At 54.9% G+C, this 13871-nt stretch carries 12 protein-coding genes and 1 other RNA gene; 5 read left to right on the top strand and 8 right to left on the bottom strand.

Annotated elements, in window-relative coordinates:
- Positions 1–9: 9 nt before the first annotated feature.
- The 7 genes from tdcC to garL all read right to left on the bottom strand — a co-directional run bounded on the left by tdcC (position 10) and on the right by garL (position 7323).
- Positions 10–1341 carry a threonine/serine transporter TdcC gene (tdcC, locus tag C3451_RS13990; protein ID WP_045622979.1) on the bottom strand — a complete coding sequence of 444 codons (1332 nt, stop codon included), beginning with the start codon at positions 1339–1341 and terminating at the stop codon, positions 10–12.
- Positions 1342–1350: 9 nt separating this feature from the next.
- On the bottom strand, positions 1351–2340 hold the full coding sequence (tdcB, locus tag C3451_RS13985; protein ID WP_023298701.1) for a bifunctional threonine ammonia-lyase/L-serine ammonia-lyase TdcB: 990 nt from the start codon (positions 2338–2340) through the stop codon (positions 1351–1353).
- A 96-nt stretch (positions 2341–2436) separates the two neighbouring features.
- Positions 2437–3357 (bottom strand): transcriptional regulator TdcA, encoded by a 921-nt coding sequence (gene tdcA / locus C3451_RS13980; protein ID WP_023298702.1) that lies wholly within the window; start codon positions 3355–3357, stop codon positions 2437–2439.
- Positions 3358–4029: 672 nt separating this feature from the next.
- Positions 4030–4406, bottom strand: an RNA gene (gene rnpB, locus C3451_RS13975) — RNase P RNA component class A.
- A gap of 32 nt (positions 4407–4438) precedes the next feature.
- The gene (gene garK / locus C3451_RS13970) at positions 4439–5584 is read right to left on the bottom strand and encodes a glycerate 2-kinase (protein ID WP_022649489.1); all 1146 of its coding nucleotides are present in this window, start codon (positions 5582–5584) and stop codon (positions 4439–4441) included.
- A gap of 56 nt (positions 5585–5640) precedes the next feature.
- Positions 5641–6531, bottom strand: a complete 891-nt coding sequence (garR, locus tag C3451_RS13965) for a 2-hydroxy-3-oxopropionate reductase (RefSeq protein WP_022649490.1) — start codon at positions 6529–6531, stop codon at positions 5641–5643.
- Between the two features lie 21 nt (positions 6532–6552).
- Positions 6553–7323: a 2-dehydro-3-deoxyglucarate aldolase gene (gene garL, locus C3451_RS13960; protein WP_063139189.1), complete on the bottom strand. Its 771-nt coding sequence runs from the start codon at positions 7321–7323 to the stop codon at positions 6553–6555.
- Positions 7324–7690: 367 nt separating this feature from the next.
- On the opposite strand from garL, the gene garD reads away from it, so the two are divergent.
- On the top strand, positions 7691–9262 hold the full coding sequence (gene garD / locus C3451_RS13955) for a galactarate dehydratase (RefSeq protein WP_045622078.1): 1572 nt from the start codon (positions 7691–7693) through the stop codon (positions 9260–9262).
- A gap of 107 nt (positions 9263–9369) precedes the next feature.
- On the opposite strand, the gene C3451_RS13950 is transcribed toward garD, so the two are convergent.
- On the bottom strand, positions 9370–10173 hold the full coding sequence (locus C3451_RS13950; protein WP_045622079.1) for a DeoR family transcriptional regulator: 804 nt from the start codon (positions 10171–10173) through the stop codon (positions 9370–9372).
- A 239-nt stretch (positions 10174–10412) separates the two neighbouring features.
- On the opposite strand from C3451_RS13950, the gene kbaZ reads away from it, so the two are divergent.
- The 4 genes from kbaZ to agaE are packed head-to-tail and all read left to right on the top strand — an operon-like array spanning position 10413 to position 13871.
- Positions 10413–11720, top strand: coding sequence for a tagatose-bisphosphate aldolase subunit KbaZ (gene kbaZ / locus C3451_RS13945; protein WP_045622080.1), 1308 nt, complete (start codon positions 10413–10415; stop codon positions 11718–11720).
- Positions 11721–11739: 19 nt separating this feature from the next.
- Positions 11740–12213 (top strand): PTS N-acetylgalactosamine transporter subunit IIB, encoded by a 474-nt coding sequence (gene agaV, locus C3451_RS13940; RefSeq protein WP_003861728.1) that lies wholly within the window; start codon positions 11740–11742, stop codon positions 12211–12213.
- A 10-nt stretch (positions 12214–12223) separates the two neighbouring features.
- Positions 12224–13003 carry a PTS N-acetylgalactosamine transporter subunit IIC gene (gene agaW, locus C3451_RS13935; RefSeq protein WP_003861730.1) on the top strand — a complete coding sequence of 260 codons (780 nt, stop codon included), beginning with the start codon at positions 12224–12226 and terminating at the stop codon, positions 13001–13003.
- Positions 12993–13871, top strand: coding sequence for a PTS N-acetylgalactosamine transporter subunit IID (agaE, locus tag C3451_RS13930; protein WP_022649494.1), 879 nt, complete (start codon positions 12993–12995; stop codon positions 13869–13871). Before agaW ends, agaE begins: the two co-directional genes overlap by 11 nt.

Raw genomic sequence — 13871 nt, 5'->3', positions numbered from 1 at the left:
AGCTTTGGTTTAAAACAGTTTGTACACGATGTTCAGAATGGTCAGCAGGCCGACCACGGTGACGAAGATGTTCTCGGTCCGGCCTTTGTATTTCGCCAGCGCCGGTGCTTTGCGGATGGCGTACATCGGCAGCAGGCACAGCAGAGAGGCGATAATTGGCGCGCCCATGGCTTCAATAAGGTCCAGAATGTTCGGGTTGGCATAGGCCACAATCCAGGTGGAGCCCATGATGAAGACCATGCTGATGGTGTTCAGCTTGCCCACGGAGACGTTCTTCCTGTCGCCCTTGTAGCCGAACTTAACGATCAGGCCGTTCAGCCCCTCCAGCGTGCCCAGGTAGTGACCGAAGAAGGATTTAAAGATAGCGACCAGCGCGATGATGGACGCGCCGTACTCCAGCACCGTGGCGAACGTGGATTTACTGCCTGACATCGACGCAAAGTGGTTCGCCAGGTAAGAGAGCACCGGAATGTTCTGCGCTTTGGCGTCCGCCATGTTCTGCGGAGAGAGCGTAAACAGGCAGCTAAAGGCGAAGAACATCACCACCGCCACCATCAGCAGGCTGGCGCGACCGATGATTTTGGAACATTTCTGCTCGGTGAATTCTTTACCAAACTCCGGCTCGTACTCTTCGCGCTTGGAGACCACAAACGAGGAGACGATAGGCGAGAAGTTGAAGGAGAAGACCATAATGGAAATCCCCAGCCACACCGTGACAAGAATGCCGTCATGACCGGTGAAGGCGATATCGCTCAGGTTAACCTGGTCGATCACCGCTGAGTTCCAGTACGGGATCAGCGAGAGAGAAATCAGCACCAGGCTGGCGATGAACGGGAACACCAGGTAGCTCATCACCTTCACCATCAGGTCTTTACCGAACCAGATCACAAAGGCCATCAGCAGCAGCAGGAACAGCGCTACCACGCCGCGGTTCAGGGCAGGCATCTGGAGCTGGTTTTCCCAGAAGGTCATAAAGGTGTTGGTAATGGTGACGCCGTAAATCCACAGCAGCGGGCAAATAGCAAAGAAGTAGAGGAAGGTGATCACCACCCCGCCGGTCTTACCAAAATGCTCCTCCACCGTTTCGGTGATGTTGCCGGAGACGTTACTGCCGGACAAACACAGACGCGCCAGCGCGCGGTGGCAGTAAAAGGCAATCGGGAACGCGAGTACCAGCATCAGCAGAATAGGGATCAACCCCCCAAAGCCTGCGCGAATGGGGAAGAACAGCACGCCAGCGCCAATGGCGGTACCAAACAGGCCGAGCGTCCAGGTGGTATCCGATTTACGCCAGGAGGACGTTTTTGTCTGGCCAACGATAATGCTTTCTGTGTTGCTCATAGGTCACCTTTATGCGTCAACGAAGCCGGTAATTTGGGAAACACGGGAGAGATCAATATTGCCACCGGAAATAATGCAGACGGTTTTACGGCCCTGAATATAATGGTCCAGCTTGCCGCTTAATAACGCCGCGCACGCCAGCGCGCCAGCACCTTCCGTAACCACTTTATTTCGCTGAATAAGCGCGATCATGCTGTTGCGAATCTCGTCTTCGCTGACCAGCACAATGTCGTCAACCAGTTCACGAACGATTTCGAAGGTTAAATTACCCGGGCGAGACACGTCGCAGCCGTCCGCTAATGTGCCGGTAATGCGGTGGTTCGTTATTTCACCGGTCTGATACGACGCCGCCATTCCGTGCACGTTTTCAGACTGCACGCCGATAATATTGATAGTTGGGTTGATGGATTTAATTGCTGTCGCAATACCGGCAATTAAACCACCACCGCCGATGGGAACAATCACGTTATCCACGTCGTATAAATCTTCGAGGATTTCCAGTCCGATGGTGCCCTGACCGGCGATCACTTTCGGATCGTCGTAAGGCGGGATAAATATGCGCCCTTCCATCTCGACGATTTCGCTCACTTTGGCGATAGTGTCGTTAAAGTTCTCGCCGTGCAGCACCACTTCGGCGGAGTAGTCGCGCGTGGCGGCCACCTTGGATTTCGGCGCGCCCATAGGCATTACCACTTTGCCGTCGATGCCGAGCATGGCGCAGGAGAGCGACACCCCCTGCGCGTGGTTCCCTGCGGAACAGGCAACCACGCCCTTGCGTTTTTCCGCATCGGTCAGCGAGCTTAATTTATTAAACGCCCCACGTATTTTAAACGAACCGGTACGCTGCATATTTTCAAATTTCAGGAATATCTCACCCTTACACCGTTCGCTCAGATAATTTGAGCGCGGCATACCGGTTTTATAGATCTTTCCCGCCAGTCTTTTTCTGGCGTCCTGAATATCGTCAATGGTCACCGGGAGATCGTAAGTAATGTGCATAATATCCTCGTTATAATAATTCATTGTTTTCAGGCAAAGTCAGGGTATCAGAGCGTTAAAAAGCGTCGCTCCGGGCATTTTAAATCATCATTATTTCTATCGTCGTTTTTCGATATTCATCGACGAATATTGTTTTGCCAGTTCAACTAATACTGACGCCGATTTTTTAATACTGTAATTTTTTGACCACACGGCAGCATAACGCGCCACAGGTAATGCATCTTCCACCGGCAGGACAATAAACTGGTCCGAGCCGAATGGCGCAATCATGTCACGGGGGATCACCGTCAGGTAATCGGCATTGAGAACAAGGTTATAGATGGTGACGACGGAATCGGTCTGGACGATGTTTTCAATGCTGATGTGGTTATCTTGCAGGGTGGTCAGGAGTTCGTTGTAGTAGCCCATATCGGTTTGCGGCATCACCCACTGCTCGTGCGTGAGCGATGCCAGTCTGGTCGGGCCGGTGCACGTTCGTGATTTACTCGCCACCAGCACAAACTCAGATTCAAAGAGTGGCTCAACGTGAAGATCCTGGAGCAACATCCCATCGCTCAGCGTGCCGATGGCGAAATCCAGCCGGCCATCGCGAATGGCGGGCAGGAATGAAGAGAGCTGCGCTTCATACATTGAGACGCGCGCCTTCGGGAACACTTCCTTGAATTTTTTGATCATCCCGGACAGGAAGGTGAAGCCAATCAGCGACGGATAGCCGAAGGAGACGTCCATGACGGTACTGAAACTGAGGCTGTTGATCTCGCTCACCATGTTTTTCATTTCGCGGGTGATCGACTCAGCGTAGGACAGCAGCACCTGACCGGCGGCAGTGAGTTTTACGCCGGTGTTTTTACGCACCATCACTTCCACCCCAAAGTAAGATTCGATGTCGCTGATGATTTTGCTGACGGCAGGTTGCGTCAGCCCCAGTTGTCTTGCAGCAGAACCTATGGAGCCACTTTTGATGACTTCCTGAAATACCACGAGGTGCTGTGTTTTCGGTAGAATAATAGTATTCATAATATTCTGCGCTTATTTCCCTATGACGCAGCGGATTCTACCCAATATTGTTTCAGGGGGTATGTGCTGTTACTCACAATTTGCCATGACGCCCTTTTTATCACTGCATTCAAAACCGATTTATCACCTTACCAATCAAAGAGTTAATCAACTTAAAATACGCAATTACGCTGATATTGATCAACAAAATACGCGGTAATAAATTTATTTTATGGCAATAACCAGCATGAATTTTTTTGCCTTAACAATATTAATAAAGACTATCTTTCAGGCAATTAAAGGTTAATAAACCATCATTATTCTTTTAAAACATTTTTGTGGTTTATCAACTTTATCAGGAATATTTTCTCAGCTTCCGGTTAAAGAGTGGGATATATCACACATTCACCAGAAGAATGTTTTTAGATTCAATATTAAATTATCAAATGAATAACATTCAGCATCACTGATTCAACATTCACAACATCTGTTCAACACTAAAATTTTCTAATTTTATAGCGTTAAATTTTGTGATTACGATCATGCGCAGCAGATGAAAGGAACGCATAATCGGTAAAGCAGTGAAATGTGCTTGGCGTCGCAAAATTGAAAATTGATGTCGTTTGGCGCTTCGCTGACCCGGCATGCAACCTTCAGAAAACAAAAACCCCGCCGAAGCGGGGTTTCGTAAGAAGTTGAAGCTGACCGATAAGCCGGGTTCTGTCGTGGACAGTCATTCATCTAGGCCAGCAATCGCTCACTGGCTCAAGCAGCCTACCCGGGTTCAGTACGGGCCGTACCATGTGAACCCCTATTTGGCCTTGCTCCGGGTGGAGTTTACCGTGCCACGGACTGTTACCAGCCGCGCGGTGCGCTCTTACCGCACCCTTTCACCCTTACCTGATCCCGCTTACGCGGGCCATCGGCGGTTTGCTCTCTGTTGCACTGGTCGTGGGTTTCCCCCCCAGGCGTTACCTGGCACCCTGCCCTGTGGAGCCCGGACTTTCCTCCCCTCCGCCCGTCTCCCCCGAAAGGGACGACGACGAAGCGGCGACTGTCTGGTCAGCTTCGGCGCGCAGTATAGAGGGTTTGCGCGCCGCTGTCACCCCTGGCTACGCATGCCTACCTGCAATGTGGCCGCGATATTGCGCGAGGCGCGGTAAATGTTGTCGTACGCTCCCTGGAACGCCTCTTCCAGTGAACCGATGCGGGTCAATACGCTGAACACCGCGTCGATGCCGTACTGATGCACCACACCCACATCCTGCGTCAGACTTCCGGCAATCCCTATCACCGGCTTATGGTATTTTTTGGCGACGCTCGCCACGCCGACGGGCACTTTGCCATTAATGCTCTGGCTGTCGATGCGCCCTTCTCCCGTCAGCACCCACGTGCAGTCGTGAATATGTTCTTCAAGATTGAGCGCCTGAGTGACAATCTCAATGCCGCTTTTCAGCTCAGCGCCCAGGAAGGCCATCAGCGCCGCGCCCATGCCGCCCGCCGCTCCTGCCCCCGGAACCGGGTTGACGTCAATGCGCAGGGATTTTTTGATCACGTTGGCGTAGTGGCTAAGACTGGCGTCGAGTTCGAGGATCATCTCCTCCGTGGCGCCTTTTTGCGGGCCAAAGATACGCGACGCGCCGCTTTCACCGACCAGCGGATTCGTCACGTCACAGGCGACGCGGATTGCGCACCCCTGAAGACGCGGATCAAGATCAGAAATATCAATACGGTTCAGCGCCATCAGGCTGCCGCCGCCGTAGCCGATCTCCGTCCCGTTCGCATCCGTAAACCTCGCGCCCAGCGCCTGCATCATACCCGCGCCCCCATCGTTGGTTGCGCTCCCGCCGATACCGATAATGATGTTGCGCGCGCCTTTATCCAGCGCGCGGAGGATCAGCTCCCCCGTCCCGCGCGACGTCGTGACCAGCGGGTTACGCTGCGCGGGAGGAACAAGTACCAGGCCGCTGGCGGCGGCCATCTCGATAAACGCGGTGGTACCGTCGCCCGAGATCCCCCAGCTGGCCTTCACCTTTTCCCCTAACGGGCCGGTGACGACAGCCTGCTGCCAGGTGCCCTGCGTCGCGGCGATCATCGCTTCAACCGTACCTTCTCCGCCGTCAGCAACGGGAACAGACACGTAATGAGCGTCGGGGAAAATTTCCCGAAATCCTTTTTCTATCGCCTGCGCTACCTCAGTGGCAGACAGGCTTTCTTTATAAGAGTCTGGCGCGATTACGATTTTCATAGTTGTATGCCTGAGCCGTAGGCCCGGTAAGCGTAACGCCACCGGGCGGGACGTCATTAGCGAGCAATTTCAACCTTCGCCAGCTTTTCGTAATAGCACGCTAACGCGCTGTGATCGGCGGTGCCCAGACCGTCCGCACGCAGCGCCTGCATCATCTCCATGACGGCGGCAGTCAGCGGCAACTGCGCGCCCACGCCGTGGGAGGTATCCAGCGCATTCGCCAGATCTTTAATGTGCAGATCGATGCGGAAGCCCGGCTTGAAGTTACGATCCATCACCATCGGTGCCTTGGCATCCAGCACGGTGCTGCCCGCAAGACCACCGCGAATGGCCTGATAGACCAGATCCGGATTAACGCCCGCTTTGGTGGCCAGCGTCAGTGCTTCGGACATGGCCGCGATGTTCAACGCCACAATCACCTGGTTTGCCAGCTTGGTGACGTTGCCTGCGCCAATTTCACCGGTATGCACCACGGAGCCAGCCATGGCTTTCATCAGGTCGTAGTATTTGTCGAACACGGCTTTATCACCCCCCACCATTACCGACAGAGTACCGTCGATGGCTTTCGGTTCGCCGCCGCTGACCGGCGCATCCAGCATCTCCACGCCTTTCGCTTTCAGCGCCTCGCTGATTTCGCGGCTCGCCAGCGGCGCGATAGAACTCATGTCGATCACCACCAGACCCGGCTTCGCGCCGTCGATAATGCCGTTCTCACCCAGCGCCACCTCTTTCACGTGCGGGGAGTTTGGCAGCATGGTGATAATGACATCGCACTGCTCGGCGATCGCTTTTGCAGTTGTCGCCGTTTCTGCGCCAGCCGCAATCACTTCTGCCACCGCGTCTGAATTACGATCTAAAACCACCAGTGAGTAACCTGCTTTGATGAGGTTTTTGCTCATTGGTTTGCCCATGATACCCAGGCCAATAAAACCCACTTTCAGCGTCATAATCTGTTTCCTCAATGATGGTTATTTTTTAAAAGCGTCCGCTAATTTCTGCGTGGCGGCGCGGAATACGCCGAGGTCGCTGCCGACGGCGACAAACGTTGCGCCCCACTCCAGGTAGCGGCGGGCATCGGCTTCCACCGGCGCCAGAATGCCGCACGGTTTACCGTGCGCTTTGGCACGGGCAAAAATGTGCTGGATTGCCCGCTGCACGTCCGGGTGGCTGGCGTTGCCCAGATGACCAAAGGCGGCCGCCAGATCGCTCGGGCCGACGAAAATACCGTCGACACCTTCGGTCGCGGCAATGGCGTCGACGTTATCGACCCCCTGCTGGCTCTCGATCTGAACCAGAATGGTGATGTTCTTGTTGGACTGGGCGAAATAGTCCGGCACGGTGCCAAACATGTTGGCGCGGTGCGAGACAGACACGCCGCGGATCCCTTCCGGCGGATAGCGGGTGGCAGCTACGGCCAGCACCGCTTCTTCTTCCGTTTCAACAAACGGGATCAGGAAGTTGTAGAAGCCGATATCCAGCAGACGCTTGATAATCACCGGCTCGTTGGTAGGTACACGCACCACCGGCGCGCTGTGGCTGCCTTTCAGCGCCATCAGCTGCGGAATAAACGTGTTGATATCGTTTGGCGCATGTTCGCCGTCCAGCACCAGCCAGTCGAATCCGGCCAGGCCCAGCACTTCGGTGCTGATGGGGTTGGCCAGCACAGACCAGCAGCCAATCTGAATCTGATGCGCCGCAAGGGCCGCTTTAAATTTATTCGGGAAGATGTCGTTACTCATTACGTATACCTTTTTTAATTCCGCAGTTTTAGCCAGTAGCTTTTCTTATTTATTCCGACTCAGCGTCAGCGTTATATTTATTTTCCTGACTGAATTTTGGCTTTATAAAATCGTCATTCAGTATAATCGTCACCACCCGGCAGCACATTGTCTCAATGCTCAATTATCCAACGGGGTTAGCACGCTATTTTGAGCATATGCCCAATGCAGTGGGCGCTGATGCACAGAATCAACGATTAGTGTTTCGGGAGCGATCGCGATCACATTCTCACTTTTCCTCTCCTGACATTCTTTATTTCCTCAATAAGAAACGATTAACCATCTGGCTATATTTAGTATCAGATATTTTGCTGGAGATGAGTGAACAATGGCCGATATTGAAATTCGACAGGCGTCGCCGACGGCGTTCTATATAAAAGTGCACGATACCGATAACGTGGCGATTATTGTCAACGACAATGGCTTAAAAGCGGGTACCCGCTTTCCGGACGGGCTGGAGCTGATTGAGCACATTCCGCAGGGGCACAAAGTCGCACTGGTCGATATCCCGGCGCAGGGCGAAATCGTGCGCTACGGCGAAGTCATCGGCTATGCGGTGCGCGCTATCCCGCAGGGTAGCTGGATTGAGGAGTCGCTGGTTGAGCTGCCCACCGCCCCGCCGCTGGAGACGTTGCCGCTGGCTACCCGCGTCCCTGAGCCGTTACCTCCGCTGGAGGGTTATACCTTCGAAGGTTACCGCAACGCGGATGGCAGCGTGGGAACCAAAAACCTGCTTGGCATCACCACCAGCGTGCATTGCGTGGCGGGTGTCGTGGATTACGTGGTGAAAATTATTGAGCGCGATCTGCTGCCGAAATACCCCAACGTTGACGGCGTGGTGGGGCTTAACCACCTGTACGGCTGCGGCGTGGCGATCAACGCGCCCGCAGCGGTCGTGCCGATCCGCACGATCCACAATATCGCCCTTAACCCAAACTTTGGCGGCGAGGTGATGGTGATTGGCCTCGGCTGTGAAAAATTGCAGCCAGAACGCCTGTTGCAGGGTACTGAGGATGTGAAAGCCATTCCGGTTGACGAGGCCAGTATTGTGCGTCTTCAGGATGAACACCATGTCGGCTTCAGATCGATGGTCGACGACATTTTACAGGTGGCAGAGCGCCATCTGGAGAAGCTGAACAAACGCCAGCGTGAAACCTGCCCGGCCTCTGAACTGGTGGTTGGGACACAGTGTGGCGGCAGCGATGCGTTTTCCGGCGTCACCGCTAACCCGGCGGTAGGTTATGCCTCCGATCTGTTCGTGCGCTGCGGCGCCACGGTGATGTTCTCCGAGGTCACCGAAGTGCGTGACGCCATCCACCTGCTTACGCCGCGCGCCGTCAACGAGGAGGTGGGTAAACGCCTGCTGGAGGAGATGGCCTGGTACGATAACTATCTCGACATGGGCAAAACCGACCGCAGCGCCAACCCGTCTCCGGGTAACAAGAAAGGCGGCCTGGCGAACGTGGTGGAAAAGGCCCTCGGGTCGATTGCCAAATCCGGCCAGAGCGCGATTGTGGAAGTGCTCTCACCTGGCCAGCGACCAACCAAACGCGGTCTGATCTACGCGGCAACGCCTGCCAGTGATTTCGTGTGCGGCACCCAGCAGGTGGCATCCGGCATTACGGTACAGGTCTTTACCACCGGACGCGGCACGCCGTACGGCCTGATTGCGGTACCGGTGATCAAAATGGCGACCCGCACCGAGCTGGCAAACCGCTGGTATGACTTAATGGATATCAACGCGGGCACCATCGCCACCGGGGAAGAGAGTATTGAAGAGGTGGGCTGGAAGCTGTTCCACTTCATTCTGGATGTGGCAAGCGGACGGAAGAAAACCTTCTCCGATCAATGGGGATTGCATAACTCGCTGGCGGTGTTTAACCCGGCACCGGTGACGTGATGGCCCCTCACCCTGCCCTTTCCCCACCGGGGAGAGGGTAAAAAAACCGCACCGAGCAGTCCCCTCTCCCCTATGGGGAGAGGGTTAGGGTGAGGGGAAAAGCCTCTTTAGACCAGCACCACATCGATCCCGCTTTTGCGTAACCCTTCCAGGCTTTCCGCCGGAATACCTTCATCAACGATAATCATGTCGATCCGCTGAGTATCAATGATTTTATGCAGGCTTGAACGGTTAAACTTGCTGGAATCAGTGACAACGATAATACGCTCCGCCACCTCGCACATTTTCCGGTTCAGACGGGCTTCATCCTCGTTGTGCGTACTCACCCCCCGATCGAGATCGATGGCATCGACGCCCAGGAACAGCAGGTCAAAATGGTAATTCTGTAAGGACTGCTCCGCCTGGTCACCATAGAAGGACTGCGACTGACGGCGCAAGTGCCCGCCGGTCATCAGCAGCTCTACGCCCTCCGCTTCCAGCAGCGCGTTTGCCACGTTCATCCCGTTGGTCATGGCAATGACATCGGTATGCTGGCGCAGCATGCGGGCAATTTCAAAGGTTGTGGTGCCGGAGTCCAGAATAATGCGATGACCCGGCTTCACCAGTTCAGACGCCGCCTGCGCGATGCTGCGCTTCACAGCCGTATTAAGGGAACTTTTGTCCTCAACGGACGGCTCCACGCCGGGGGCATTGCCTTCGCAAATCAGCGCGCCGCCGTAAGCGCGAACGGCAATCCCCTGCTTTTCCAGAAAGGCCAGATCGTTACGGATCGTCACCGTCGACACGCCGTATAAAAGAGAAAGATCGTTAACCTGCACGCTTCCCTGCGCCCGCAACCGCTGAATGATCTGCTCTCGCCTTTCACTGGTGCCGGTGATGCGCTTCTCTGCGGATGAATCGGTGCTGCTCATACGAGCTCCTTAGTAAATAAACTTTCGTTTCATTTCGTTTTGCTTATTAACGCCTTTCTTTTGAGGGAATGCAAGCCCTGTATGGTGAGCAGACGCAAGCTTAACCGCCGCTGAAACCTTTCATTATGTTTCTTTTGTGAAACAGATCGGAAAACTATTATCTTTCGTTTTATTTTTACCCCACCATAATGCAGTATCAAATGAAACAAAACGAAAGATGCATACCAACACCATCCGAAATGGAGAGGAAAGTGAAACATCTGACAGAAATGGTGGAACAACATAAACGGGGGAATACAAACGGGATTTACGCCGTCTGTTCCGCACATCCATTGGTACTTGAAGCTGCAATTCGTTACGCCCATTCACAACAGACGCCTCTGCTGATTGAAGCCACCTCAAACCAGGTGGATCAGTTTGGCGGCTATACCGGTATGACGCCCGCCGATTTTTATGGGTTTGTCTGCAATCTGGCGGGATCCCTCGGTTTCCCCACCTCACAGCTGATCCTTGGCGGCGATCATTTAGGTCCTAACCGCTGGCAAAACCTGCCAGCTTTGCAGGCGATGGCGAACGCCGACGATCTGATCAGAAGCTACGTGGCGGCCGGATTTAAAAAAATTCACCTCGATTGCAGCATGTCCTGCGAAGACGATCCGGTTCCTTTAACCGATGCAATCGTTGCCGGGCGTGCCGCTCGGCTGGCTAAAATTGCCGAAACCACCTGTCTCGAGCAATTTGGCGTAGCGGATCTGGTCTACGTTATCGGCACGGAAGTTCCGGTTCCCGGTGGGGCACACGAAACGCTGACCGAGCTTGAGGTCACCACACCAGAGGCGGCACGTGCCACGCTTGAGGCACACCGCCACGCATTCGAGAAGGAAGGGTTAAGCGACATCTGGCCGCGCATTATTGGCCTGGTGGTTCAGCCTGGCGTTGAGTTCGACCATGCGCACGTTTGTGACTATCAACCGCATAAAGCCGTCGCACTGAGCAAGATGGTTGAAGCCTACGACACGCTCGTATTTGAAGCACACTCTACCGATTACCAGACGCCGCAGGCGCTGCGCCAGTTGGTGAAAGATCACTTCGCCATTCTGAAAGTCGGCCCTGCGCTAACCTTCGCGCTGCGCGAAGCGCTGTTCTCCCTGGCTGCAATTGAAGAAGAGCTTTTGCCGGCAAAAGCCTGCTCAGGACTGCGTTACGTCCTGGAAAACGTGATGCTCGATCGCCCGGAATACTGGCAAAGCCACTATCACGGCGACGGCAATGCCCGTCGCCTGGCCCGCGGTTACAGCTATTCCGACCGCGTGCGCTATTACTGGCCAGACAGCCAGATTGACGAGGCTTTTGAGCGACTGGTACGCAACCTGGCGGATGAACCGATCCCGCTGCCGCTGATCAGCCAGTATCTGCCGTTGCAGTACAGCAAAGTTCGCGAGGGTGCTCTCAGGTCCACACCACGGGAGCTCATTCTCGACCACATTCAGGACATACTCCAGCAGTACCATGCCGCCTGCGAAGGCGTAACGACTCAACACGCATAATTAAAAAGAGGAAAACGCTATGCCAAACATTGTCTTATGCCGCATTGATGAACGCCTGATCCACGGTCAGGTGGGCGTACAGTGGGTGGGGTTTGCGGGGGCGAACCTGGTGCTGGTGGCAAATGACGAGGTTGCAGACGATCCGGTTCAGCAAAACCTGATGGAGATGGTGCTTGCGGAAGGCATCGCCGTGCGTTTCTGGTCCCTGCAAAAAGTGATCGACAACATTCATCGCGCCGCCGACCGGCAGAAAATTCTGCTGGTTTGTAAAACACCGGCTGATTTTTTAACGCTGGTCGAGGGCGGCGTGCCCATCACCCGTATCAACGTCGGAAATATGCATTACGCCAGTGGCAAACAGCAAATTGCCAAAACGGTATCTGTAGACGCGAACGATATCGCCGCGTTTAACGGCCTGAAGGCGGCCGGAGTGGAATGCTTCGTTCAGGGCGTTCCAACAGAGACTGCTTTGGATCTCTTTAAACTGCTCTGAGGGATTCACAATGGAAATCAGTCTGTTGCAGGCTTTCGCGCTGGGGCTTCTCGCCTTTATCGCGGGCCTGGATATGTTTAACGGCTTAACACACATGCACCGTCCGGTGGTGCTCGGGCCACTGGTTGGCCTGATTCTGGGCGATCTGCACACCGGAATTCTGACCGGCGGTACGTTAGAACTGGTCTGGATGGGTCTCGCGCCGCTGGCGGGCGCGCAGCCGCCAAACGTGATTATCGGCACCATCGTTGGCACCACATTTGCCATTACCACAGGCGTGAAGCCGGATGTCGCCGTTGGGGTCGCCGTGCCGTTTGCCGTGGCGGTTCAGATGGGGATCACTTTCCTCTTCTCGGTGATGTCCGGCGTGATGTCCCGCTGCGATCGCATGGCGGCTAACGCAGACACCCGTGGTATTGAACGGGTCAACTATCTGGCACTGCTGGCGCTCGGCGTCTTCTACTTCCTGTGTGCGTTTCTGCCCATCTACTTCGGGGCTGAACACGCGAAAACCGCCATTGATGTCCTGCCGGAACGTCTGATCGACGGTCTGGGCGTCGCGGGCGGCATCATGCCAGCGATCGGCTTCGCCGTGCTGCTGAAGATCATGATGAAAAACGTCTACATCCCTTACTTCATTATCGGCTTTGTCGCCGCGGCCTGGCTGAAACTGCCGGTGCTGGCGATTGCCGCGGCTGCGCTGGCGATGGCGCTGATCGACCTGCTGCGCAAATCGCCTGAACCGACGGCGCCTGCGGCCCAGAAAGAGGAATTTGAAGATGGCATCTAATCCAACCACCCTGCCGGGCGTGTCTGAAAGTGAAGAGACGCTGCTGACCGGCGTGAATGAAAACGTCTACGAAGACCAGAGTATTGGCGCTGAGCTAACGAAAAAGGATATTAACCGTGTCGCCTGGCGTTCCATGCTGCTACAGGCCTCGTTCAACTACGAGCGAATGCAGGCCTCCGGCTGGCTGTATGGGCTACTGCCCGCGCTGAAAAAGATCCACACCAATAAGCGGGACCTGGCGCGCGCCATGAAAGGCCATATGGGCTTCTTTAACACCCACCCGTTCCTGGTGACCTTCGTCATCGGCATTATTCTGGCAATGGAGCGTTCCAAGCAGGATGTGAACAGCATCCAGAGCACTAAAATTGCCGTCGGTGCACCGCTCGGTGGCATTGGTGACGCCATGTTCTGGCTAACCCTGCTGCCTATTTGCGGGGGGATTGGCGCCAGCCTGGCGCTACAGGGATCCATTCTTGGCGCCGTGGTCTTTATCGTGCTGTTTAACGTGGTGCATCTCGGCCTGCGTTTTGGTCTGGCGCACTATGCCTACCGGATGGGTGTCGCCGCGATCCCGCTGATCAAGGCCAACACCAAAAAGGTTGGTCATGCTGCGTCCATTGTCGGGATGACGGTGATTGGTGCGCTGGTGGCAACCTATGTGCGCCTGAATACCACACTCGAGATTAAAGCCGGGGATGCGGTCGTCAAACTGCAAACCGACGTGATCGACAAACTGATGCCCGCCTTTCTGCCGCTGGTCTACACCCTGACCATGTTCTGGCTGGTACGCCGTGGCTGGAGCCCGCTGCGCCTGATTGGTATCACCGTGGTGCTGGGCGTTGTCGGTAAATTCTGTCACTTCCTGTAA

The organism is Enterobacter sp. 301B (assembly GCF_003850715.1).
GTDB lineage: Bacteria > Pseudomonadota > Gammaproteobacteria > Enterobacterales > Enterobacteriaceae > Enterobacter > Enterobacter intestinihominis.
Note: the sequence above shows the minus strand (reverse complement) of the source record. Positions and strands in the feature narration are given on the sequence as shown.

Bases quoted from the DNA above. Each gene is read 5' to 3' on its own strand.
- tdcC (WP_045622979.1), bottom strand. From the start codon at position 1,341: ATGAGCAACACAGAAAGCATTATCGTTGGCCAGACAAAAACGTCCTCC.
- tdcB (WP_023298701.1), bottom strand. From the start codon at position 2,340: ATGCACATTACTTACGATCTCCCGGTGACCATTGACGATATTCAGGAC.
- tdcA (WP_023298702.1), bottom strand. From the start codon at position 3,357: ATGAATACTATTATTCTACCGAAAACACAGCACCTCGTGGTATTTCAG.
- garK (WP_022649489.1), bottom strand. From the start codon at position 5,584: ATGAAAATCGTAATCGCGCCAGACTCTTATAAAGAAAGCCTGTCTGCC.
- garR (WP_022649490.1), bottom strand. From the start codon at position 6,531: ATGACGCTGAAAGTGGGTTTTATTGGCCTGGGTATCATGGGCAAACCA.
- garL (WP_063139189.1), bottom strand. From the start codon at position 7,323: ATGAGTAACGACATCTTCCCGAATAAATTTAAAGCGGCCCTTGCGGCG.
- garD (WP_045622078.1), top strand. From the start codon at position 7,691: ATGGCCGATATTGAAATTCGACAGGCGTCGCCGACGGCGTTCTATATA.
- C3451_RS13950 (WP_045622079.1), bottom strand. From the start codon at position 10,173: ATGAGCAGCACCGATTCATCCGCAGAGAAGCGCATCACCGGCACCAGT.
- kbaZ (WP_045622080.1), top strand. From the start codon at position 10,413: ATGGAGAGGAAAGTGAAACATCTGACAGAAATGGTGGAACAACATAAA.
- agaV (WP_003861728.1), top strand. From the start codon at position 11,740: ATGCCAAACATTGTCTTATGCCGCATTGATGAACGCCTGATCCACGGT.
- agaW (WP_003861730.1), top strand. From the start codon at position 12,224: ATGGAAATCAGTCTGTTGCAGGCTTTCGCGCTGGGGCTTCTCGCCTTT.
- agaE (WP_022649494.1), top strand. From the start codon at position 12,993: ATGGCATCTAATCCAACCACCCTGCCGGGCGTGTCTGAAAGTGAAGAG.